24 protein-coding genes are annotated in these 22,837 nt (G+C 53.1%); 5 read left to right on the top strand and 19 right to left on the bottom strand.

Annotated elements, in window-relative coordinates; all coding sequences use genetic code 11:
• The first annotated feature begins 22 nt into the window (after positions 1–22).
• Positions 23–1,342: a lytic murein transglycosylase gene (locus tag ACTG3Z_RS06445; RefSeq protein ID WP_439142015.1), complete on the top strand. Its 1,320-nt coding sequence runs from the start codon at positions 23–25 to the stop codon at positions 1,340–1,342.
• Here ACTG3Z_RS06445 and ACTG3Z_RS06440 read toward each other — a convergent pair.
• From ACTG3Z_RS06440 to ACTG3Z_RS06420, 5 genes are all read right to left on the bottom strand, one after another.
• On the bottom strand, positions 1,251–1,868 hold the full coding sequence (locus tag ACTG3Z_RS06440; protein ID WP_439142014.1) for a hypothetical protein: 618 nt from the start codon (positions 1,866–1,868) through the stop codon (positions 1,251–1,253). The genes ACTG3Z_RS06445 and ACTG3Z_RS06440 overlap by 92 nt on opposite strands.
• Positions 1,869–1,925: 57 nt before the next feature.
• Positions 1,926–2,060: an aa3-type cytochrome c oxidase subunit IV gene (locus ACTG3Z_RS06435; RefSeq protein WP_439142013.1), complete on the bottom strand. Its 135-nt coding sequence runs from the start codon at positions 2,058–2,060 to the stop codon at positions 1,926–1,928.
• A gap of 88 nt (positions 2,061–2,148) precedes the next feature.
• Positions 2,149–2,601 (bottom strand): DUF6173 family protein, encoded by a 453-nt coding sequence (locus ACTG3Z_RS06430; protein ID WP_375265345.1) that lies wholly within the window; start codon positions 2,599–2,601, stop codon positions 2,149–2,151.
• A 30-nt stretch (positions 2,602–2,631) separates the two neighbouring features.
• On the bottom strand, positions 2,632–3,675 hold the full coding sequence (locus tag ACTG3Z_RS06425; protein ID WP_439142012.1) for an MBL fold metallo-hydrolase: 1,044 nt from the start codon (positions 3,673–3,675) through the stop codon (positions 2,632–2,634).
• Positions 3,672–5,393 carry an acyl-CoA dehydrogenase gene (locus tag ACTG3Z_RS06420; RefSeq protein ID WP_439142011.1) on the bottom strand — a complete coding sequence of 574 codons (1,722 nt, stop codon included), beginning with the start codon at positions 5,391–5,393 and terminating at the stop codon, positions 3,672–3,674. The genes ACTG3Z_RS06425 and ACTG3Z_RS06420 overlap by 4 nt, the downstream gene beginning before the upstream one ends.
• Before the next feature lie 115 nt (positions 5,394–5,508).
• Between ACTG3Z_RS06420 and ACTG3Z_RS06415 the strand changes: the two genes are divergently transcribed.
• The gene (locus ACTG3Z_RS06415; RefSeq protein WP_439142009.1) at positions 5,509–6,459 is read left to right on the top strand and encodes an L-threonylcarbamoyladenylate synthase; all 951 of its coding nucleotides are present in this window, start codon (positions 5,509–5,511) and stop codon (positions 6,457–6,459) included.
• On the opposite strand, the gene ACTG3Z_RS06410 is transcribed toward ACTG3Z_RS06415, so the two are convergent.
• The 6 genes from ACTG3Z_RS06410 to ACTG3Z_RS06385 form a co-directional block, all read right to left on the bottom strand.
• The gene (locus tag ACTG3Z_RS06410) at positions 6,456–7,607 is read right to left on the bottom strand and encodes an alpha-D-ribose 1-methylphosphonate 5-triphosphate diphosphatase (RefSeq protein ID WP_439142007.1); all 1,152 of its coding nucleotides are present in this window, start codon (positions 7,605–7,607) and stop codon (positions 6,456–6,458) included. The genes ACTG3Z_RS06415 and ACTG3Z_RS06410 overlap by 4 nt on opposite strands.
• On the bottom strand, positions 7,594–8,340 hold the full coding sequence (locus ACTG3Z_RS06405; protein WP_439142006.1) for an esterase/lipase family protein: 747 nt from the start codon (positions 8,338–8,340) through the stop codon (positions 7,594–7,596). The genes ACTG3Z_RS06410 and ACTG3Z_RS06405 overlap by 14 nt, the downstream gene beginning before the upstream one ends.
• Positions 8,341–8,380: 40 nt before the next feature.
• Positions 8,381–9,229: a DMT family transporter gene (locus ACTG3Z_RS06400; protein ID WP_439142005.1), complete on the bottom strand. Its 849-nt coding sequence runs from the start codon at positions 9,227–9,229 to the stop codon at positions 8,381–8,383.
• Positions 9,226–10,461 (bottom strand): chromate efflux transporter, encoded by a 1,236-nt coding sequence (chrA, locus tag ACTG3Z_RS06395; RefSeq protein ID WP_439142004.1) that lies wholly within the window; start codon positions 10,459–10,461, stop codon positions 9,226–9,228. Before chrA ends, ACTG3Z_RS06400 begins: the two co-directional genes overlap by 4 nt.
• Complete coding sequence (locus ACTG3Z_RS06390) at positions 10,458–11,264, bottom strand: chromate resistance protein ChrB domain-containing protein (protein ID WP_439142002.1); 807 nt, start codon at positions 11,262–11,264, stop codon at positions 10,458–10,460. Before ACTG3Z_RS06390 ends, chrA begins: the two co-directional genes overlap by 4 nt.
• A gap of 112 nt (positions 11,265–11,376) precedes the next feature.
• Positions 11,377–12,393 carry a fatty acid desaturase gene (locus ACTG3Z_RS06385; RefSeq protein WP_439142000.1) on the bottom strand — a complete coding sequence of 339 codons (1,017 nt, stop codon included), beginning with the start codon at positions 12,391–12,393 and terminating at the stop codon, positions 11,377–11,379.
• Positions 12,394–12,628: 235 nt separating this feature from the next.
• On the opposite strand from ACTG3Z_RS06385, the gene ACTG3Z_RS06380 reads away from it, so the two are divergent.
• The 3 genes from ACTG3Z_RS06380 (at position 12,629) to ACTG3Z_RS06370 (ending at position 14,509) form a co-directional block, all read left to right on the top strand.
• Positions 12,629–13,297, top strand: coding sequence for a hypothetical protein (locus ACTG3Z_RS06380; protein ID WP_439141998.1), 669 nt, complete (start codon positions 12,629–12,631; stop codon positions 13,295–13,297).
• Positions 13,298–13,359: 62 nt separating this feature from the next.
• Positions 13,360–14,043: a helix-turn-helix transcriptional regulator gene (locus ACTG3Z_RS06375; RefSeq protein WP_439141997.1), complete on the top strand. Its 684-nt coding sequence runs from the start codon at positions 13,360–13,362 to the stop codon at positions 14,041–14,043.
• A gap of 76 nt (positions 14,044–14,119) precedes the next feature.
• Positions 14,120–14,509, top strand: a complete 390-nt coding sequence (locus tag ACTG3Z_RS06370; RefSeq protein WP_439141996.1) for a YybH family protein — start codon at positions 14,120–14,122, stop codon at positions 14,507–14,509.
• Between the two features lie 41 nt (positions 14,510–14,550).
• Here the strand turns inward: ACTG3Z_RS06370 and ACTG3Z_RS06365 are convergent, their stop codons facing one another.
• The 8 genes from ACTG3Z_RS06365 to dut form a co-directional block, all read right to left on the bottom strand.
• On the bottom strand, positions 14,551–15,156 hold the full coding sequence (locus ACTG3Z_RS06365; RefSeq protein ID WP_439141995.1) for a class I SAM-dependent methyltransferase: 606 nt from the start codon (positions 15,154–15,156) through the stop codon (positions 14,551–14,553).
• Between the two features lie 118 nt (positions 15,157–15,274).
• A complete protein-coding gene (gene groL, locus ACTG3Z_RS06360) occupies positions 15,275–16,924 on the bottom strand; it encodes a chaperonin GroEL (RefSeq protein WP_439141994.1) in 1,650 nt (549 codons plus the stop codon).
• Between the two features lie 48 nt (positions 16,925–16,972).
• Positions 16,973–17,260 carry a co-chaperone GroES gene (locus ACTG3Z_RS06355; protein ID WP_439141993.1) on the bottom strand — a complete coding sequence of 96 codons (288 nt, stop codon included), beginning with the start codon at positions 17,258–17,260 and terminating at the stop codon, positions 16,973–16,975.
• 286 nt (positions 17,261–17,546) lie between these two features.
• A complete protein-coding gene (locus tag ACTG3Z_RS06350) occupies positions 17,547–19,568 on the bottom strand; it encodes a M3 family metallopeptidase (protein WP_439141992.1) in 2,022 nt (673 codons plus the stop codon).
• Between the two features lie 51 nt (positions 19,569–19,619).
• Positions 19,620–20,414 (bottom strand): amino acid ABC transporter permease, encoded by a 795-nt coding sequence (locus ACTG3Z_RS06345; RefSeq protein ID WP_439141991.1) that lies wholly within the window; start codon positions 20,412–20,414, stop codon positions 19,620–19,622.
• Positions 20,415–20,474: 60 nt separating this feature from the next.
• Positions 20,475–21,269: a transporter substrate-binding domain-containing protein gene (locus tag ACTG3Z_RS06340; RefSeq protein ID WP_439141990.1), complete on the bottom strand. Its 795-nt coding sequence runs from the start codon at positions 21,267–21,269 to the stop codon at positions 20,475–20,477.
• Positions 21,270–21,321: 52 nt separating this feature from the next.
• Positions 21,322–22,359 carry a HesA/MoeB/ThiF family protein gene (locus ACTG3Z_RS06335; RefSeq protein WP_439141989.1) on the bottom strand — a complete coding sequence of 346 codons (1,038 nt, stop codon included), beginning with the start codon at positions 22,357–22,359 and terminating at the stop codon, positions 21,322–21,324.
• A complete protein-coding gene (dut, locus tag ACTG3Z_RS06330) occupies positions 22,359–22,811 on the bottom strand; it encodes a dUTP diphosphatase (protein ID WP_439141987.1) in 453 nt (150 codons plus the stop codon). Before dut ends, ACTG3Z_RS06335 begins: the two co-directional genes overlap by 1 nt.
• Between the last annotated feature and the right edge of the window lie 26 nt (positions 22,812–22,837).

Here is a 22,837-nt window from a genome sequence, read left to right as displayed (position 1 = left end):
ATATCCAAAGGACATTTTCAACATGTTTTCACGCTTTTCATCTGTCGCGCTCGTAGCACTTCTGGCAGCTTCACCGGCCCTTGCTCAATCATGCGGCGGATCATTCAGCAATTTCGTCAGCGCGCTCAAGACTGAAGCTGTTCAACGCGGGCATGAGCGCGCCACTGTTGATCGCTTTTTCGCATCCGCACGCCAAGATCCAGCCGTTCTAAAAGCCGATCGCGCGCAAGGCGTCTTTCAACTGCCCTTCGTGGATTTCTCGCGCCGCTTGATCAGTCAGAACCGGATCAACAAAGGCCGCTCGATGGGGCAGACATACAATTCAATCTTTGACCGGATTGAACGTGAATACGGTGTTTCGCGTGGTGTTCTGCTGGCCTTCTGGGCGTTTGAGACTGACTACGGCAGCTTTCAGGGCGACTTTAACACCGCCAATGCTTTGATAACACTCGCGCATGATTGCCGACGCCCAGAATTGTTTCGTCCGCAAATATTTTCTGCGCTTGAGCTGTTTGAGAAGGGCGATTTCGATCCTTCACGCACCACAGGGGCTTGGGCGGGTGAAATCGGCATGGTCCAAATGCTTCCCGCTGATATCATTGAGAACGGCATGGACGGTGATGGAGACGGACGTGTGTCGCTCAAAACCTCCGCGCCAGATGCTCTGGTGTCGGGCGGCAAAATGCTCAGCACATTGGGCTGGCGCAAAGGCGAGCCTTGGTTGCAGGAAGTCACACTCCCTTCTGATTTTGATTGGTCCAAGACAGGTTTGAACCATTCCGCAGATGCGGCCACTTGGCAAACGATGGGCGTGCGTCCACGTAGTGGTAAACTTACTGCGGGCTTGAACAGCTCAATCATCCTGCCCCAAGGGCGCAAAGGCCCCGCGTTCATAGCGTACCCGAATTTCCGCGTTTATTTTGAATGGAACCAAAGCTTTACCTACGTTTTGACAGCGGCCTATTTCGCCAATCGGCTAGAGGGCGCACAGGTCTATAACGCAGGGACACCGGATGTAGGCTTGGATGGTGCTCAGATGAAAAGCTTGCAAACCAAGCTGGCCGCGCGCGGCTACGATGTCGGCAAGATTGACGGGATTCTGGGCGCGAACACACGCGCGGCAGTGCAAGACATTCAAAAGAAGATGGGACTGCCTGCGGACGCATGGCCAACCCCTGCGTTGCTCAACAAGCTCTTACGCATATTCGTCAAAGAGATACGCGCGCCTTTTGTTGAGGCGCGCAGAGCCGTTAGTTTACTGTTGTCAGCTGAACTTTCTTTGCATTGCCAAAGGCCGTCGCTTTGTCGCCTTCATCGTCCTCAAACAAGCTGCCTTCTTTAACGCCCGGCAATTTAGCAAATTCTTCCATAAGCTTTTTAGGGAAAAGATGGCTGCCGATATTTTCGAAGCCCGGCAATTGCGACAACAAATTAGATGTAGACATCGTACACTGCGAAGAGCCAACCGGCCCTAAAGTGCGGGCGAGTGCAAAAGCTTTCTCTGCAACTTCGGGAGCCACCACAACCTCTTGCGTCACCACATGAAATGTTTCGCGAGCATGCGCGCCTTTATAGGTCTGATAGACCTCAGGGTTCACACCGTAAATAACATCATTGCGCTCTGGGATTTGCGAATGCGCGAATGAACCAGCAGGATCCCAAATCACCCGTTGTGAAGCGTTGATCATCAAAGATGTATGCGCACCCCCGCCAGAGCGGTTAGAGATCATCGTCATCAAGGTTAACGTCGCAGGACCGGGTTCACGATACGCCATGCGTGCGACCATTTCGTCGGGGGCCCAGACTTGTTTTCCAGCACAGCCCATCAGAGCCATTGGCAATAAAATACAAATCAGAAATTTGCGCATGATAGACGCCCCCCAGCGAACAAAACCGCGCTTCTTTCAAAGCGCAGCTTTCAAAGATCAGCCGTTAACGAGAGCGGCAAAAATCAGAATGCCGATAGAGACAACAGCGCCCCAAGTGACATATTTAATGAAACCATCGAAAGTTTTTTCCTGTACAGATGTGTCCATGCTACCGTGTTTATGTTCAGCCATTGTCATGCTCCTCGCTTAGTCGGTTTGCCGCTGGTTAGCCGATTCCGACGCGCCTGTCACCTAGGACGAACCGGCGCACCCCTAAAATCTATGTTAAATTTACTTTATCGTTGGCGAGCTTGAAACCAATGCGGTTGGGTGCTTCTGCCTCTACCTCTTTTGGCAAAGCACGCAACATCACATTCAGCTGGCTCACATGCTGCACAAGCTGGGTTTTACCACCCGCTGGATCAGACCCATAGAAGGTCACGATGTCAGGATCGAAAAAGCCCATGCCCTCAATCTTGAGCACACCTGCATCGCCGCCGGTAAAGCCCATCGCAACTTCATGCTCGTTATCAAGTTGCTCTTCAAAGTTCTGAATATAGAGGATCAGTCGCTCATAGGCCCACTCTGCTGGGCTCTTTGCTTTTGCAGGCTTATCGCCCAAGCCTTCTGTGCGCTCATCGCGCCCTTTGGTATCATCAGTATGCTTTTCAAAGCGACGCGGGAGCGCGTCGTTCTCTGCCGCTTCAGCAGCGGTTTTGATTTGATCGTTCATTTTGCTCTCTCCCCCCCAAAGCAGCGCGTTTTACTCTGCGCGGCGATAGACCCACGCGCCATCTTCGCGTTTGACGCGCGTCGCGCGCCCTTCGAGCCAAAGGTGCTGCACATGAGCAATAGATTCAACCAGTGCGAGGCCATATTCGGCAGGACCAATCTTGCGTTTGAACAAGACAGAGAAACATTCACCCGCTGTACAGGGCGTTTCTAGATGCGCCTCTAGCCGCGCAAGTGCGGAGTGATGATTGTCGATCAATTGACGCATCCGGATCGGCAAACCCGTAAACGGCAGCTTATGTCCGCCCAAAACAAGGTGATCGGCGCGCGCAAGGATATTCAATCGCTCACAAGCTTCCAACCAATCGCCGACCGGATCCGCGTCAGGTTCCGTTGCATAAACACCAATATTGGAACTGATGGACGACAGGATTTGATCGCCAGCGATCACCAGATTGTCATCGCATGACCAGAGCGTGGCGTGTTCTGGGGCATGTCCATTGCCCATATGCACATCCCAGTCACGCCCACCGACGCGAATCGTGTCGCCCTGTTTGATCCGCCGATAGCCAAGCGGCAGCGGTGCAACAACGTCTGAAAAATTGAATGGACGCTCGCTCGCGCGTTGTTTGATGATGTCTTCATCCATGCCCGCACTACGCCAGAACGCGACAGTTTCAGAGGTAGCGACTTCTTGCGTATCAAGCTGCAACATGCGCCCCATCAGCCATGCGGTGCGCGTCGTCCAAAGTTCTGCGCCATGTTCGCTTTGAAACCATCCCGCAAGTCCGATGTGATCTGGGTGATGGTGCGTGACAATAACCCGAGAGATTGGCTTGCCTTGTAAGGGGCCAGCCATAATCTCGGCCCAAATCCCGCGGCTTTTGCGACTGTCAAATCCTGTATCCACAATCGTCCAACTGTCCCCCTCATCGAGCGCGTAGACGTTGACGTGATCCAGCTTCATTGGCAAAGGCAGACGCATCCAAAGGACGCCATCGGCGACTTCAATCGCTTCAGCACCGCTTGGCGGTGTCTCCCAAGGGTAGCGCAGTGCGAGTGCTTCTTCGTTCATACGCCGGCCAATTCATCAGCACTGAGCGCAAAAAGGTCTTTATCGCCAACCTGCGCTTCGGCGAGCAGGCTGATATGTTCAGGCAACAAACGTGACATATAGATATTTGCGAGCTTTGTACGCGGGCCAATGCCATTTTCGGCACTCGCAGCTCTAAGATGCGCGTAGCCGCCAATCACCCGCGCGAAGGCTGTCAAATACGCGTGCGCCCCTGCAAACCTTGCGTTTAACTCACTTTGCTCAAGCATCCATTCCGTCGCCTCGCGCAGGGCTTCCACTGCTTCCCAAAGGGGCGAGCCAAGTGTCGGACATGCATGTCGCGCACTTTCAGTAAACTCGGCGATCTCATCGAGCAGCGCAAATGCTGCGTCACCGCCGTCCATGAGTTTGCGTGCAACAAGGTCCATGCCTTGGATCCCGTTTGTACCCTCATAAATTGCCGTGACACGCACGTCGCGGTAAAACTGTGCAGCACCTGTTTCTTCGATGAAGCCCATGCCGCCGTGCACTTGAACGCCCATTTCTGCGACGCGCATACCTGTTTCTGTGCCAAAAGTTTTTGCGATAGGCGTCAAGAGCGCAGCGCGCGCGCCCCACGCAGCATCGCCAGTCGCTTTTTCTAGATCAATCGCCACCGCGCACATTAATGCAATCGAGCGCGCTGCGAAGACATCCGCCTTCATCACAGACAACATCCGGCGCACATCCGCATGATCAATGATCGTGCCGCGCCCAACTTCTGACAAGCTACGCCCTTGCTTGCGTTCGGATGCGTAAGTCATGGCCTGCTGAAGCGCGGCTTCTGCAATACCAATTCCTTGCCCACCCACGCCAAGACGCGCGTTGTTCATCATGGTGAACATGGCGCGCATTCCGCCACCTTCTTCACCTACAAGCCACCCTTTGGCACCCTCATACTGCATCACCGCAGTCGGGCTACCGTGCAAACCCAATTTATGCTCAAGGCTCACGACTTTCAGCGTATTGCCGACACCTGCTTTACCGGCCTCGGTTGGGATAAACTTTGGCACCAGAAAAAGGCTAATGCCTTTGGTCCCAGACACGCTCCCCGGCAACCGCGCCAGCACAAGATGGCAGATGTTATCTGCCACATCATGATCGCCCCAAGTGATATAGATCTTTTGACCCGACACGCTGTAAGTGCCATCGCCGTTCGGCTCTGCTTTTGACGTCAGCGCGCCGACGTCACTGCCCGCTTGGGGCTCCGTGAGGTTCATCGTCCCCGTCCATTCACCAGAAATCAGCTTGGGAAGATACAGCGCTTTAATCTCGTCAGATGCATGATGTTCCAAGGCTTCAATCTGGCCCTGAGACATGAGTGGCGCGAGTTGCAACGCCATACATGCGCTGGACATCATTTCATTCACTGCCGTCGTCATTGTCATAGGCAGGCCCATGCCGCCATGTTCTGCACTCGCGGACATGCCGACCCAGCCACCAGACGCAATCGCTTTGAAGCCTTCTGCAAAACCCGGTGTTGTGCGCACAATTCCATTCTCTAGGCGCGCTGGTGTCAGATCACCTTTGCGGTTGAGTGGGGCGATTTTTTCTTCACATAAACGCGCTGCTTCACCAAGAATAGCGGCCGCCATTTCAGATCCGGTGTCTTCAAACAGCGCATGCGCGGTGACTTCATCAAAGCCAACCACATGATCAAACATAAACTGATATTCAGCGACTGGGGCACGATAGGACATTTAAGCCAACTTTCTTCTTACCAATTTACAAGCGCACACTTGAACCGTATTCCTGCGCAGGCCTATGCGAGCTTACAAATCCCCATGCAAGCCCCGCAATCGAAACGCAACGTCAATGCAAGGACCGTACAGTGTGACCGAGCGGCTTAAACCCACTTCTGCGCACATGCTGCGCGCTACCGATCTGCTGAAAAGCGGGTCGCTTGTCGCCTTCCCCACAGAAACGGTCTACGGACTGGGCGCAGATGCGCGCAACGGTCGTGCAGTCGCAGAGATCTATGCGGCCAAAGGACGACCAAGCTTCAACCCTTTGATAGTACATGTCGCAAACAGTGATGCGGCACAGATCTATGGCGTTTGGAACGAGACGGCACAGCGCCTTGCGGATACATTTTGGCCCGGCCCCTTGTCCATGGTGCTGCCCCTGCGCGCAGATGCTGGACTAAGCGAGCTTGTCACGGCAGGCCTAAATAGCGTCGCGCTCCGTGTCCCTGCGGGAAAAGTAGCCCAAGAGCTTATGCAGCGCTTTGAGGGTCCCATCGCTGCACCGTCTGCAAACCCGTCTGGCCGGATCAGTCCGACGACCGCGGCACATGTGCTTGCAGGTTTGGATGGAAAAATTAGCGCTGTTCTTGATGGCGGTGCCTGTTCTGTCGGGCTGGAATCAACGATCATCGGCTTAACCGGCGCACCCACGCTTTTGCGTGCTGGTGGCGTTGCACGTGAAGATATTGAACACGTCTTAGGCACTTCTTTGAAAAGCGCCCAAAGTGGCGAAATCACAGCCCCCGGTCAAATCGCATCACATTACGCCCCAAAAGCACGCGTGCGCCTTAACGCATCGCGTTGGGAGCTTGGCGAGAAGACCCTTGGGTTCGGCCCTATGGAATGTGATTTGAACCTCTCCGAAACGGGTGATCTGGTCGAAGCGGCGGCAAGTTTGTTCGGGTGTTTGCACAAGCTTGATGAGATGACTGGCACGCAGATTGCCGTTGCGCCCATTCCAAAATCTGGCCTTGGTGCGGCGATCAACGATCGCTTGAACCGTGCGGCAGCGCCACGCTAAGCGGCCAACAACCGCTCTGCGAATGTGCCTTGCAAATGGGTGATCCGACCTGAGCAAATAGTAGCGGCGATCCGACCTGTCGCCACCTCTTCCACTAAAAGGTCAGCCCGTTTTCCTGCCTCAAGGTGACCACGGTCATTCAGACCCAATATGCGCGCTGGTCCGCTCGACAAAAGCGCCCAGCCTTGCGCGAAACTACACGCGCCTTGCGTAACCAATTTGCCGATTGATTGTCGCAACGCAGGATAATGATAGTCAGAAGCAAGCGCGTCACATAGACCATCACGGATCAAATCAACCGCAGACACATTGCCCGCATGACTGCCCCCTCGCATCACATTCGGAGCACCTAGAATGATAGAGCCTTGTGTATCTCGCGCGGCTTGAGCCGCTTCTAAGGTCTCAGGGAACTCGGCAATCTGCGCGCCCATCGCGCAGAATTGCGCACGGTCCGCAACCGTGTGATCATCATGGCTGCCCAAAAGACACCCCTGTTCTGTCAACTGCGCTGCAAACTCGGCCAAGGCCACAGGCACATCACCGCGTCTATCATGGAGCGCTTTCATTAAGGCGAGATGCGCTTCAGGACTACGACCACTTTTCAAAGCTGTACCTGTCAGGCGAGGCGGCTTGCGCCCTTCTTCCAAGCGCTTGTGCGGGATATGATCGTTAAAGACGACATAGCCAATGTCATGCTGCGCGATAAGCGCGAGCATGTCGGCGTACTCATCCATCATATGCGTTTCAATCCGCAATTGAGCGCGCATATCGGTGAGTTGTTCATCGCGTGTGACGCTTAAAGCGTTGAGAAACTTACGAGCGAATTCCGGCGCGCGTAGCCCCCCCTCCCAGCTGTAAAACTGCGCCATGATGGCAGTTGTAATCCCGTTGCTCGCCAGATCAGCCTCAGCAGATGCGATACCTGCACGCATATCCGTCATCGCGCCGCGACGTGGCGCCAAATGTCGTTCAAACCCGTCGCCATGGATATCAACGATACCTGGCAAAATGCGAAAACCCCTTGCGTCAACGCGCCGTTTGAAAGTCGTCTCAACGACTTGACCATTGCTGATTGAAAGCGTGCCTTGCTCCAGCACTTCGCCGCGTAAGAGTTCACCGCCCTCTAGCGTAAATTCAACGGTTTTCATCGCTATCTGCCAATTCCTGAATGGCCGTCGACACCACGTCGCGCCAATCCAGATCTGGATCAAACGCTCCGTTTTCAAGGAATAGAACTGTTTCTCCGATCACGCGGAAATTGTTCATCATAAAGGTGTGGGTCACAGGCAAGGTCATATGCGCCTTCATACCCTCTAACTTGGTCGATTCAACCGAGACTTTACCATCATCTGGCCCCTCGAGCATCGCGGAAAAGATCGGGTTCAACGACTGAGTCCCTGCGATAATGCCCAGTTCGAAATCTGCTGGCGGTAAACGCTTGGGCAAACTGTTCTCGCCTGTGCCAAGCTGAAGACCCGCAGGACCATTGAACCAGCCAAATGATTCAAAATCGCCCAGCACATCGACGACTTCACTGCCTTTGTTAGGTGGTGCCAGCATGACAACGCGCCCTAAATTCGGTGGATGCTGATCCTTGAGCCACTCACGCAGCAAGATGCCGCCCATCGAGTGGGTCACAAAATGCACCGTTTGATCGCCACACTCAGCGACCGCTTCTGGCAAGGTGATTTCCACAAGCGCTTGCACGCGCGCTTTGGTCGACGGATACCCCGGACGCACGACATCAAAGCCACGTTCACGCAGCACTTCCTCCATGATCGCAAACGAGGATTCCGTGCGCGCAAGGCCATGCAACAACACCACGCATTCCGCCGCAGCGGAAATCGGGCAAAGAGCAAAAGCAAGGGCGTATCTAAACATATCTCTTAGATAGGGACTTTGCTTGGCTTACTAAAGAGCTTTATCCGCGGTGGCGGTTACGTGCTTGTCCGTAGATCGTAAGACCTACGCCAAACAGCACCAAACCTGTTGCAGACACAAAGCGTAGTGACAGAACTTCGCCCAGCAATACCGCGCCACCCAATGCCGCGATCACGGGAACCGTCAGCTGCGCAACTGCTGCGGTGGGCATACTAAGCAACGGTAGAACTTTATACCAAAGCGCATACCCCATCCCAGACGTCACAGCGCCAGAGAGCATCGCAAGCAATGCTCCGCTTGTGCTGATGCTATCGGGCATCATAATCCAAGCGATGACCGCAACAGGCGCAGCCAGAACAAATGCCAACGTCGTTGCCCCCAAAGGATCAGTGCTACGCGCACCAGCCATTGTGTAAAGCGTCCAACCAAGCGCGGAGAGCACCATCAACGTGCTGCCAAAAAGGTCAATTTCAGAGGCTTCATCAGGCCAAAGCAGGTAACACAGCCCCGCAAACGCAAGGCTCGCGCCAAGCCAGCTCAACACGCCGATTTTCTGCCCCCTTATCAATGTGATTGAAAAGGCAATGACTTGCACACTGCCAAACAGGATCAGCGCCCCCGCCCCTGTCGGCAAGGTGATATAGGCATATGAAAACGCGATCGCATAAAGCGTCAGCATACCAGCGCTCCAAAACGCATGCTTCGCGATTTTAGGCCATTCTTGCCCACGCAAGGTCACTAACAAAGCAAGCATTCCCGCTCCAGACATAAGACGAACAGCAGCAAAACTAGAAGGCCCCGTCTCCCCGGGCGAGAGCGCAAGGCGCGTAAGGATCGAGTTAAACGCAAAGGCCGTCATAGTCAGCGCGACCAACCCGAATAGTTTCATATCAGTGACATCCCAACGGCCAATAAGGCCGAGATAAACAAGACTTTCAGAAGCCCTAAGTGCAGTCGCAGTAATAAGATCGCAGCGATAAGGCTAAGACCCAAAGCGCCCCAATCGAGGCTTGCCAAATCAGGTGCCCAGCCAAATTGAACACGCTCTACCTTCGTGAATATGACATTCATCGCGAACCATATCGAGAGGTTTGCAATCACACCTACGACAGCCGCCGTGATCGCTGATAGCGCTCCGTTTAGACGCGGTTGCGCCGACATCCACGCGATGTAAGGCGCGCCTGCGAAGATCCACAAGAAGCACGGCACGAAGGTCACCCATAGCGTGATGATCGCCGCGAGCACCGCCAAGCCTGCCCCACCTGCATTATAGCCAGCAAGAAACCCCACAAACTCTGTCACAAGAATCAAAGGACCTGGCGTTGTTTCCGCCAAGCCCAACCCGTCGATCATGTCTGCGGCACTGATCCAACCAAGGTTCTGCACCACTTCCTGCCCCATAAAGGCAAGCACGGCGTAAGCTCCGCCGAATGTGACCGTTGCGAGCTTCGAGAAAAAGAGTGCGAGCTGGAACAAAAAGTCTTGGCCGATGACAAATCCGAGCACGAGGATAGGCAGCCACCAAATTGCGAGCCAAAGCGCGATAGTCGTTATAGTTTGCGCCGCGGGCACGCTTGGTGTTGGGACATGTTCGGCCTTTGGTGTGGTGAGGTAGCCAATCAAAGCTGCGACACCGATCACGGCGGGGAACGGCAGTGCAAAGACGAAGATCGCGATGAAACTCGCCAAGGCCAACGCCCAATGGAGCGGCAGCTTAAACGCGCGCTTCGCGACTTTGATCAGCGCCTCTAAAACAATTGCGAGTACCGCTGCCTTCACGCCTAAGAACAACGTTTGCACAAGGGGTACATCCCCATAGCTGACGTAAATGGCGGCCAGTGCAAGTATGACCAAGGCCCCCGGCACAACGAACAAAAGCCCAGCGATTAACCCACCAAGCGTGCCGCGCAAGCGCCAACCAGAGTATGTCGCAAGTTGCATTGCTTCTGGTCCGGGTAAGAGCATGCAAAAGGATAAGCCAGACAGGAATTCCTGCTCACTCAACCATTTGCGCCCATCAACCAGCTCTTTGTGCATCAAAGCGATTTGCGCTGCAGGTCCACCAAAAGACAGGCAGCCGATCTTGCCAAAGGTGATGAATAAATCTTTGAGGGAGGTCATTTGGCACCCCCATGCGCAGCCCAGTCATGGGTTTCACCCTGCGCATCGCGCGCCCAACGATAGAGTGCATCGTAGAGCGGCAGCGCTGCGCCCAATTGCTCCAGATCATCGCGATACATCCGCGAAAGGCCTAGGGACAGCGCGAGCAAACCCGCGGCTTCTGGGGCATGCGCGTCGGGTGTTCCATCTGCGGCGCGGATTATCTTCGCCATCGCGCTCAGCGTTGGCATCGTTAGCTGAAACTTTTCTAAAAGCGCATCAAAGCTGCACGCTCCTTCGCTATGGCTGAGTTCTGCGCCCTCTACATCAAATGGGATCGCATCAAACTTATCTGCCACGGCGAGCACCTCAGACGGCGCAACAAACAAGAAACGCGCATCAGGGTCGATAAAGCGACGAATGAGCCAAGGACAGGCAATGCGATCAATCTTTGGGCGATGCCGAGTGACCCAAAGCGCACCACGCGCAGGCAACACAGAAGCGGGCAAGAGCGGCCCACCGAAATCGCGCCACCCGAAAATGCCACCTTCTAGAACTTCAGCATCAATCCCATGCGTGCGCAAAAGCGCCATCGCTCCTTGGGAGAGCTTTTTGCCCTTCTGGCAAATCACAACAACCTTGCGATCCTTTAGGTCAGGCACAAGTGTTTCAATATGCTTGAAGGGATGGCGAACAGCGGTCGGGATCAAACGAGGGTCTTCATTGAAATCATCATCAATGCAGATATCGATCAACACAGGCGCCTCAGGCGTCCCGATAAGCCGTGCGAGCTGCGCAGGTGTGATAGTATGTGGAGCGGTCATGTCGCGTCCTCCCGTACTTTGGGGGTGAATTTGGACGCGAAACTTAGGCCTCAGCCTCACGGGGTGTTCGCAGACCCCTCAATCATCAGAGTGTGAGAGCCGGGCCAGAATGTCAATTGCGTGCTTCTTTGAAGGACACCAGCTTGTTTTGCGCGCTGTCCCAAAGATCAAGACGCGCACAACGGAAACTTTCACGCAATGTCATGCGACCACGGTGCACAAGTTCCTCATTGTCGCGCAACACATCTGTGAGCCGATAAAATGGGATTCGGCTATAAAGATGATGCACGTGATGAATGCCGATATTGGCTGTGAACCAGCGCAAAACAACCGGTAAATCATAGTGTGAGCTGCCCTCTAGCGCCGCTTCATGCAGCTGCCAATCCTCATTGGTTTTCCAATGGGTTTCTTCAAACTGGTGCTGCACATAAAACAGCCAAACGCCAACAGATGCGGCAAGCAAAACCGTCGGGAGCGTGACAAATACCAGCGCTTGCCAGCCACCAAAGAACACGATCAAAAATCCGATAAAGGCCATCGCCGCATTCGTACCCATTGCAGAAATCCAGTACTGCTTACCTTGGTTCATAAGGCCCAAAGGTAAACGGTTTTGCAGCATGAACAGATAGCTTGGACCTAGGCCAAACATCACCAAAGGGTGACGATACAGGCGATACTTAAGGCGCCCCATTTTCGAACGCGCGTTATATTCATCAACCGTCAGTGTCATCACGTCACCAATCCCGCGATGATCAAGATCACCCGCATGGCTGTGATGGATCGAATGAGTGCGACGCCAAACGTCGTAAGGCGTGAAGGTAAATACACCTAAAATACGCCCAACCCAGTCGCTTAAAGTACGATTGTCAAAGAAGGACCCATGTCCACAATCATGCTGAATGCAAAACATCCGCAATAGAAACGCACCATTTAAAAGCGCGACAGCAAAAGCAGCAATATAGCTAAAATTAGCTATCCAAAGTGCCATCGCCCAAAGCGCGATGAAGGGTATAACGCTCACACCCAACTCAAAGCTACTGCGGAGCGTATCGGGTTCACGATACTTTGCTAAAACTGGCACCCATTCGCGGGCATCTTTTTGATTGTGCGTTCGAAAATCTGTCGACATGCTCTGCTCTTTTGTTGGCTAAGTTTCCGATACGGCAAGCGACATAATTTAGCAAACCCAAACAGAAAATCGTTGTCAAAACGCTGTGATTATTTGATAGGCATTTAAGCTTGAAACGAATGTGGAAAGAAACTGTTCACGCAGCTTCGCTTGCCACGCACCAACAAAAGGCGCAGGCTCAATTGGCAAGGTTGAACTAGCATCGGTTCAATGAGTACGCCCGCTGGAGGCCGATGTGTCGATTGACCCTAATCCACAAATTACACGTTGGCACCTTGCGCTTAGAATTATTGCCATTGGTCTTTTCTATGCAGCCTTGATCACAGGTGGCGCTTATTTTGGGAGCGTTATCAAAGACCTCGCCAATATCGAGTTCTCAACGATACATATGCCAAACTTGCATTTGATGATCGCAATTACCGCGTTTGTCTTTGCCCTTACCTCCGCGCTGCCATTTGTACCAGGTGCTGAAATTGGGATAGGCATGCTGGTCTTGCTTGGCGGAACGTATGCGCCACTCGTCTACGCCTGTATGCTTTGTGCATTGATGATCGCGTTTTTGGTGGGCCGCTTTATTCCGATGCATCTCCTTGCCAAAGGGTCCGCATGGCTCAATTTGACGCGTGTTTCCCACCTTCTCGAAAAGATGGCAGATCAGCCGGCAAAATTACGGCTTCAATTTCTGTTGGACACAACGCCAAACCGATTAACGCCGTTTTTGCTGCGCTACCGCTATCTTGCATTGGTTATTTTACTCAACACCCCTGGAAACTCACTGATAGGCGGTGGTGGCGGCATAGCCTTGATTGCGGGGCTTTCTGGCTTGTTCAAGTGGTACTATTTCGCCATGGCCATGGCATTGGCGATCGCACCGATACCGATTGCCTTTTATGTGTTGTCATAACAAACTCCGAAAAACTCCAGACAAAATGATAGGAGAGACGCATTTCACGTGCTGAGCGCCTTTTGAACCTCATGGATGAGTTTCGCAGTCATCGCCGTCCCGTTGCGGGGACTGAATTGGCGGAGCGTTTGAACGTTTCAATCCGAACGCTCTACCGTGATATCGCTTCCTTGCGTGCGCTTGGGGCGGTCATCGAAGGCGAACCGGGTGTTGGCTACATGCTGCAATCTGGCTTTTTACTACCACCCATCATGTTCACCGTTGAAGAGGTCGACGCGCTTGTGCTTGGCTCCCTCTGGGTCGCCGACAAGGCGGATCGCCCAATGGCAGAAGCCGCCCGCAAAGCCATGGCACGGCTGACTGCCGTTATGCCAGTTGAGCTCACTGACAGGGTAGAAGCGAAGTATCTAGAGGTTATGCCAAGCAGGCATGCGACATCTGAAGACGTTGATGTGTCCGCCCTACGGCGCGCTATTCATAAAGAGCATAAAGTTAAAATTGCCTACGCTGATGCGCGTGGAAATACCAGCGAACGCATTATCTGGCCCTTCTTTATTAGCTATCTCGAAGGGGGTCGACTTATCTCTGCCTGGTGTGAGATGCGCGAAGAGATACGGCATTTTCGCACAGATCGAATGCAATCCCTCTCCGAGATGGAGGCACGATATCCGCGTCGTCGGCATGATCTGATCAAAGAATGGCGAGAGTTGGAATCGGCCGAAATGCCAAAAGGTAAACAGCGCTAATCACTACTGCCACTTTCTGACAGTCCCTATCGGTAGAGATGTTCTTGTAAACATTCAAACACAGATAGGACATCACATGGAAAACGCACAGATCAACGCAGTTATCGAAGCAAACAACGCAGCCGTAGGCGCAGGAGACATGGACGCGATTATTGCAACCTTTGAGGAAAATGGCGTTTTGGTAGGCCAGCCGGGCATGACAGCGCAGGGTAGTCCAGCTTTGCGCGAAGCATTTGCAGGTTTCATGGCGATCAATCCCCAGATCACGGTTCATAGCCATGAGGTTATTCAAGCGGGTAATATCGCGCTGCATTCGTCAACTTGGACGATGCGTGGCCAAACTCCGGATGGGCATTCAATCGAGGAAAACGGATTTTCCACTGTAGTGCTGCGCCGTCAAAGCAATGGGGAATGGCTCATGGTCATCGACAATCCCTTTGGCAATCATTTGGTTGAGCAAGGCTAAAATGAAATGAAACAAGGGTCACTTCAAAGTGGCCCTTGTGTCTAACCCGTGCGACGCGCCAGCCAAATTGTGTGATCCCCACAGCTGGCATCTTTTTCCCGATGAGTAATCAGCGAAAACCCATGCTCAACAAGCAGCGCGCGGTACTCTTCATTATCCAAACTGGCGTAGTATATTGGCTCACCCGCTAACTCGCCGGTGACTTCGCCAAATTCAGTCCCGCTCGTAAACATCAACGCAGCGCGCGGACTTGTATGACTTTGAAACACTTTGAACATGCCGCGCTGCTCATCTGGGCTCAGATGAAACGAGCTGTTCCAGGCAATAACACCGTCAAATTTTTGCGACAAATCAAGATCGCGCATATCGAGTGCAAACCAGTTTGCAGCTGGCAAGGCGTTTTTCGCAGTCTCAATAAACGCGCAAGCACCGTCCACACCAGTCACTGACGCACCTTGCTCCAAAAAATAACGGGCAATCGGGTCACCATTCCCGCACCCAAGATCAAGGATCGTTGGTGTTTGAGGCAGGACACCCAAAAACCTATCAAGCCAAGGTTTTTCGAACAAAGACTTCGAACGCAACTGCTGCCAATGCGATGCGTAGCGATTGTAGCTATCTATTACCTTGGTGCTGCGAGAAGTCATTTGCGCACCTTGCAAGCACAAATCGTGAGATACAAACGAAAAGGGGCCGCTCGAAGGCGACCCCGAATCTAGTTCCGGTAAGGGAGCTGATTTAGCAATTCAACAAAGTTGAATGTGCTTACATCATGCCGCCCATGCCGCCCATGCCGCCCATGTCAGGCATGCCGCCGCCAGCAACGCCACCCTTCTCAGGCTTGTCCGCAACCATTGCTTCGGTTGTGATCAGCAAGGAACCAACGGATGCTGCGTCCTGAAGCGCTGTACGCACAACTTTTGCAGGGTCAATCACGCCAAACTTGAACATGTCGCCATACTCTTCTGTCTGTGCGTTGAAGCCGAATGTCAGGTCATCGCTCTCACGGATTTTGCCCGCAACAACCGCGCCGTCAACACCAGCGTTCTCAGCGATCTGGCGCAAAGGCGCTTCGATTGCTTTGCGAACGATGTTGATACCAACAGTCTGATCGTTGTTTGCACCCTCAAGGCCGTCGAGTGCTTTTGCACCCTGAACCAGAGCAACACCACCACCAACAACAACACCTTCTTGAACCGCGGCGCGGGTCGCGTTCAGTGCATCGTCAACGCGGTCTTTACGCTCTTTGACTTCGATTTCTGTCATGCCGCCAACGCGGATAACAGCAACACCGCCTGCGAGTTTCGCAACACGCTCTTGCAGCTTTTCACGATCGTAGTCAGACGCTGTTTCGTCGATCTGGCCACGGATCTGAGCAACACGTGCTTCGATCTCTGCCTTCTCGCCGTTGCCGTCAACGATTGTTGTCTCGTCTTTTGTGATCTGGATTTTCTTGGCTGTGCCAAGCATGTCCATCGTCACGTTCTCGAGCTTCATGCCGAGATCTTCGGAGATAACCTGACCGCCTGTAAGGATCGCGATGTCCTGAAGCATTGCTTTGCGGCGATCGCCGAAACCAGGTGCTTTGACAGCTGCGATTTTCAGACCGCCGCGCAGTTTGTTCACAACGAGAGTTGCAAGCGCTTCGCCTTCAACATCTTCTGCAATGATCAAAAGTGGCTTCTGGGACTGGATCACAGATTCCAAGAGCGGAACCATTGCCTGCAAAGAAGACAGTTTCTTCTCGTGCAGCAAGATCATGCAGTCTTCAAGCTCTGCTGTCATCTTGTCAGGGTTTGTCACGAAGTAAGGGGACAGGTAACCGCGGTCGAACTGCATGCCTTCAACAACGTCTGTCTCTGTCTCGAGGCCTTTGTTCTCTTCAACAGTGATAACGCCTTCGTTGCCGACTTTCTGCATCGCGTCTGCGATCTGACGACCGATTTCAGCTTCGCCGTTTGCAGAGATCGTGCCGACCTGAGCAACTTCATCGGAGTCGGACACTGGGCGTGCTGCCGCTTGGATCGCTTCAACCACTTTGGATGTCGCGAGGTCGATGCCGCGCTTGAGATCCATTGGGTTCATGCCAGCTGCAACGGATTTCAGACCTTCGCGAACGATCGCTTGTGCCAGAACTGTTGCAGTTGTTGTGCCGTCGCCCGCTTCGTCGTTTGTACGCGAGGCAACTTCTTTAACCATCTGCGCGCCCATGTTCTCGAACTTGTCTTCAAGCTCGATCTCTTTAGCGACAGACACACCGTCTTTCGTGATGCGCGGCGCGCCGAAGGACTTGTCCAGAAGGACGTTACGACCCTTTGGGCCAAGTGTAACTTTGACAGCGTCAGCCAGAATGTTGACGCCGTTCAGCATCTTATTACGGGCGTCTGTGTCGAATTTGACGTCTTTAGCAGCCATTGTGAATGCTCCTATTTAAATTGGTGTAAAAGCGAAAAGGGCTGTCAATTAAGACAGGATACCTAGAATATCGCTCTCTTTCATCATCAGCAGCTCTTCGCCGTCGACAGAAACTTCTGTGCCGGACCATTTGCCGAACAACACGCGATCGCCGTCTTTTACAGCCATCTCGATCAGCTCGCCGCTGTCTTTACGTGCACCGTCGCCACAAGCGACGATGACGCCCTCAGCAGGCTTTTCTTTTGCGCTATCGGGGATGATCAATCCGCCAGCAGTTTTTTCTTCGCCTTCTGTACGGCGAACCAACACGCGGTCGTGAAGCGGTTTCAATGCCATCTTTGCAGCTCCTTAAGCTCAAAGGGTTTCAATTCTTGCCCCTCTTGAGAGAGGCGTTAGCACTCGTAGTCCCTGAGTGCTAACGACGCATAAGTAGGAATGGTTTTGAGATGAGTCAACAGGCAGAATTGAAAGAATTTTGCAGATCGAAGGATACACCATCTTTTTCGCTTGTTTGCGCAAAATGACAGGTTCGAAATGAGTTTATCTTGAAAAATGAAGCAGCACACGCAGGCAAAAGCTGGGCGCGTTAACCTTTGCAAACGTAAAGGTTAACGCGATAAATTCATGCCGCGAGGCCACGCCCTTTCAACAAAGCGTCCACGCCCGGCATACGGCCACGGAAAGCTAAGTAGAGCTCCTTTGCATCTTTTGATCCACCAGAGCTAAGCACAGTGTCCGCGAGGCGTTTGGCTGTTTGAGTATCGAATGGATCACCGATTTCCTCAAACGCTTCGAACGCATCTGCATCCATCACCTCTGACCACATATAGCTGTAATAGCCGCTGGAATATCCGTCGCCAGCAAAGACATGGGCAAATTGCGGTGTAGCGTGGCGCATACCAATTGCGTGGGGCATGCCAATACTTTCTAGAACTTGCGCTTGTTTTTGCATCGGGTCAGCAGGCGCATCGCCAACGTGGAATGCCAAGTCTACCAAGGCAGATGCGACATATTCCACTGTCGCAAAACCCATATCATAGGTCGCGGCACCCAGTACTTTGTCGAGCAATTCTTGTGGCATCGGCTCACCTGTATCTGCGTGCGTGGCAAATTCTGACAAGACCTCCGGAACCTCTAGCCAGTGTTCATAAAGCTGGCTTGGAAGTTCTACAAAATCACGTGCGACCGAGGTGCCAGAAACGCTTTCATACTCCACGTCGGAGAGCATTTGATGCAACGCATGGCCGAACTCATGGAACAAAGTGCGCGCATCATCATAGCTGAGAAGTGCCGGCTTGCCAGCGGATGGCTTCGCAAAGTTACACACGTTAATAACAATCGGCGTTTGACGCTTTGGCTTGCGCGCTTGCGCCCGCATCGCAGAGCACCACGCACCGGATCGTTTTGAGCCCCGCGCGAAATAATCGCCGATGAACAACGCTATGTGTTCACCTTTTTTGGTGACCTCCCAAACGCGGCAATCCTCGTGATAAAGAGGAAGATCCAATTCCTTAAACTCAAGGCCGAAAAGACGGGACGCACAGGAAAAACTGGCATCTATCATGCGTTCCAACTGAAGGTATGGCTTCAGAATTGCTTCGTCTAGATCATGCTCGGCCTTGCGGCGTGCCTCAGAATAATAGCGCCAATCCCATGGTTCCAGCGGGCCTTCAAAACCATCTTTATGAAGCAAGTTCTCCAGTATCGCTGCATCCTTGTTTGCCTGTGCTTTCGCGGGCTCCCAAACTTGCATCAACAGATCACGCACAGCGTCAGGCGTACCTGCCATCTCCGTTTCAAGCTTGTAATGCGCAAAGTCTGGATAGCCGAGCAACTTGGCCCGCGTTTCGCGCAGCTTCAACGTCTCACCGGCTATACCACGATTGTCAGTTTCGCCGCCATTGGCCCCGCGTGCAGCCCATGCATTATAAGCCTTTTCGCGCAAATCACGACGCGGACTAAATTGCAAAAATGGTACGATCAAGGACCGCGACAGGGTCACAACTGGGCCACCAGCATCCTTGTCAGTTCCCGCGGCTTGCGCCGCGTCCTGAACAAACTCAGGCAGTTCGGCCAGTGCCTCTTCGGATAGCGGCATAACCCAGTCCGATTCATCCTTGAGCAGGTTCTGCACAAACTCCGTCCCGAGCACCGCGAGGCGCGACTTCACCTTGGTCATTGTCGCGTCATTATCGCCTGTCAGCGCGGCCCCTGCCCGCACAAATCCTCGGTGCGTGAGCATCAAAACGCGCGCTTGTTCTTCATTAAGATCAAGAGTGTCGCGCGCAGCCCAAAGGGTTTCAACGCGCGCAAACAAAGCGGCATTGCCATTTATCGCTGAACTATGTGCAGAGAGCTTGGGTGAGAAGTCGCGCTGTAATTCTTGCCGCTTCGGATTGCTGTCAGCACCTGCAATTGTGTAAAAAACCGACAGCACATTGCCAAGCATCTCGCCCGCACCTTCCATTGCTTCGATCGTATTCTCGAAGGTGGGAGCAACTGGATTCTGCGCTATCGCATCAATCTCTGCCAGATGTGCTGCTAACGCCTCCTCTAGCGCCGGGGCGAAGTCATCATCACTGATCTCTGCAAACGGTGCGATTTGAAACGGCGTTGTCCAATCTTGGAGCAGGGGGTTTGTCATGATACTCTCCTTTTATGCACACCTAGGGCGCGCAGACAGGAGTTTCTAGGGTCAGCTGTGCTTGTTACGCAAATGCGCTTCCAAGCGGCGTAACAAAAGTGACAAGGTCACTGTCATGAACAGATACACCAAGGCAACGACATTGTAGGTTTCAAAGTAGCGAAAGTTGCCCGCAGCCGTCACCTTGCCAAGCTGGGTGACATCCAGCACCCCCAAGACAGAGACCAGCGAGCTGTCTTTGATCATAGCGATAAAATCATTGCCTAATGGCGGCAGGATCATCCGGATGGCTTGAGGAAAAACGATAAACCTGAAGCGCTGCCAGCGACTAAGACCGAGAGAATTCGCAGCCTCGATCTGGCCTGGATCAACCGCCAACAGACCTGCCCGAAAAACCTCTGCGATAAAGGCGGAGTAGCCAATCATAAGTGCAATTGTCGCACGCCAAAGCAGTGAAAAGTCGCGCATGCGGATCGGATCAAGCCCAATTGCATCACCCAGATAGTTGCGCAACGCCACGAGCGCGGGAGCAAGCACAAAGGCAACATAGAGCAACAACACCATCATCGGTATGCCGCGCACAATTTCCACGTAGAACCGCGTAATTTGGCGCACAATCAAATACTTCGACATGGAGCCAAGTGCGAGCAAAAGCCCGAGGACAGACGCCAAAGCAAATCCAACAAGCGTTACAAATACTGTGATTTTCACACCCTTGCTCAGCGTTCCAAGGATTTGTGAATGCAGTTCATCCGTAAAGATCTGAAAAAGGAAAAACGCCCCAATCGCACCAGCCGCCAAAAGCCACCAGGGGAAATCATTATCCTGCTGAGGAGTAGGAATCATTTGAGGGATATCGCCTGCAAAAAAGGCGCTTTCAAACGAAGCGCCTTTTGGAAGTTCAGCTTAGCCACCCAATTTATAATCGAGGAACCATTTTTTGTTCAGCGCATCGATTGTGCCATCGCTTGTCATATCTGCAATCGCGGCGTTTATCGATTCAACCAGATCGCTGCCTTTGGGGAAAATAAAACCGAAGTCTTCTGTGCCCAACTTTTCCCCGATGATCTTCAGCCCACCATCAGAGGCGTCCACATACCCATTGCCAGCAGTACCGTCCGTCAGAACCAGGTCAACATCGCCCGTGCGCAGCGCTTGGACTGTTGCACCGAAGGTTTCCATTAACTGAATACGCGGGTTGGCTTCATTGCCATCAAGCACATCATAAACACCCACGTAAAACGGTGTGGTGCCGGGCTGCGCGGCCATCAGCAAATCATCATTGGCCGCGAAACTTGCAGCATCCACAAAACGCTCTTCATCGCCACGCACCATCATGACCATTTCTGACGTCATATATTTGTCAGAGAAATCGACCTTCTCCTTACGATCTTCACGGATCGTTATCCCGGTCATACCGACATCAAACTGACCACTCGACACTGCGGGGATCATCGCGTCCCAAGAAATATTTTCGTAGACCACCGTGATTTTGATGCGCTCGGCGATCTCGGCAACCGCGTCATACTCCCAGCCGATCGCATTACCGGTCCCCGGCTCAATGAACTGCAGCGGAGGATATGCGTTCTCAGTAACAAAGACGACTTCGCGCCCGTCCAAATTGGGCAAATGCCCACCAGCTGTGGCGACATTTGCGATCGCTGCAAAGCCAAGTGCCGCCAAAAGTGTTGCGCGTTTCATAGTGATCTCCTTACTTAAGTTGATAGTACTATGGCGCGTCCTCTGGATTCCTTCAATGGCTACAAATCGGGCAATCAGCGCGCGGCTTCAGCGTCATTTTACGGGTCTCGCCATAAAGACCGTCATATATAAGCATCTCATTGCGCAATACGTGCCCTGCCCCCGTTATGAGCTTAATCGCCTCTTGCGCCATCATCGCGCCAATGACACCGGGCAAGGGCCCAATAACCCCCGCTTGCGCACAAGATGGTGCGAGCTCTGGCGCAGGTGCGCTCGGAAAAATACATTGATAGCAAGGGGTTCCGCCCTGTGGGTCGAACACACTTAACTGCCCTTCCCATTGGCTTAAGGCACCGGAAATCAATGGCTTTCCAGAACGCACAGCCGCCTCATTCACCAAATATCTCGTTTCAAAATTATCGGTCCCATCAAGGATCAAATCATATTCGTCGAACAACTCATCTGCGATATCTTTGCTCAAACGACGATGGTAGGGGCGCACCTCGATATGCGGGTTTTGCGCGAGCATGGCGTTTTGTGCGGAAAAGACTTTGGGCACACCAATATCGGCGTCGCGGTGAATGACCTGCCTTTGCAAGTTGGCGTTCTCAACCTCGTCATCATCAATGACGCCAATCAAACCAACACCGGCTGCCGCCAAATATTGCAACGCAGGCGCACCAAGCCCACCTGCCCCGATCACCAGCATTTTCGCGTTCTTTAGCTTCTTTTGCCCAGGCCCACCAACCTCGCGCAGCACGATATGGCGCGCGTATCGATCAAGCTCTGTCGCGGAAAAACTGCCAGTTTGGGGCGTTTCTGTCTCTGGCTTAGTCTCAATGCGCGCGCGCAACCGAACCAAGATAGCGCGATACGCGACGACCAGTGCGGCAAAACCACCAAGTAAGAGATAGGGCTCTGCATTGCCGCCAAATGCGGCGCGCAACGCGTGCTCTTCGGGAAAGATCAGTAGTATCCCAACGATTGCCACAAACAGAATTAAGATCAACGCCCAGCGCTGCCCTTTGGGTGCCCCCATCAAGGCACCAAGGCCATACATTGCAGCTGAAATCGCCAAAAACAAAAGCATCAAATGCGTCCCGTTGACCCAAAACCAGCAGAGCCGCGCTCTGTCTCGCCCAAGGTTTGCACCAATTCGAAATCTGCTTGAATCACTGGCGCGACAATCATCTGCGCGATACGCGCGCCATGCTCAATTTCAAACGCTTCCGCCCCCGCGTTCATCACAATCACCCCCAAAGGACCACGATAGTCACTATCAATAGTCCCAGGCGTGTTGGGCAATGTAATACCATGCTTCAACGCCAATCCCGAACGGGGTCGGAGCTGAACTTCAAACCCAGACGGGACAGAAAGCCTTAATCCTGTTGGCACTAATGCGCGCGCGCCTGATTGCAAAACGACAGACCCACGATCCGCAAAATTCGCACGAATATCCGCGCCCGCCGCGCCGGAACTCGCATAAAAAGGCAAGCCCAAAGACGTATCAGCCCCTTCATCCCACATGATTTCAATGCGCATCGAAGAGACCCTTCATTTTTCCAGAT

Origin of the sequence: Planktotalea sp. (genome assembly GCF_965659345.1) — a bacterium.
GTDB lineage: Bacteria > Pseudomonadota > Alphaproteobacteria > Rhodobacterales > Rhodobacteraceae > Planktotalea.
This window is presented reverse-complemented; position numbering and strand designations above follow the sequence as displayed.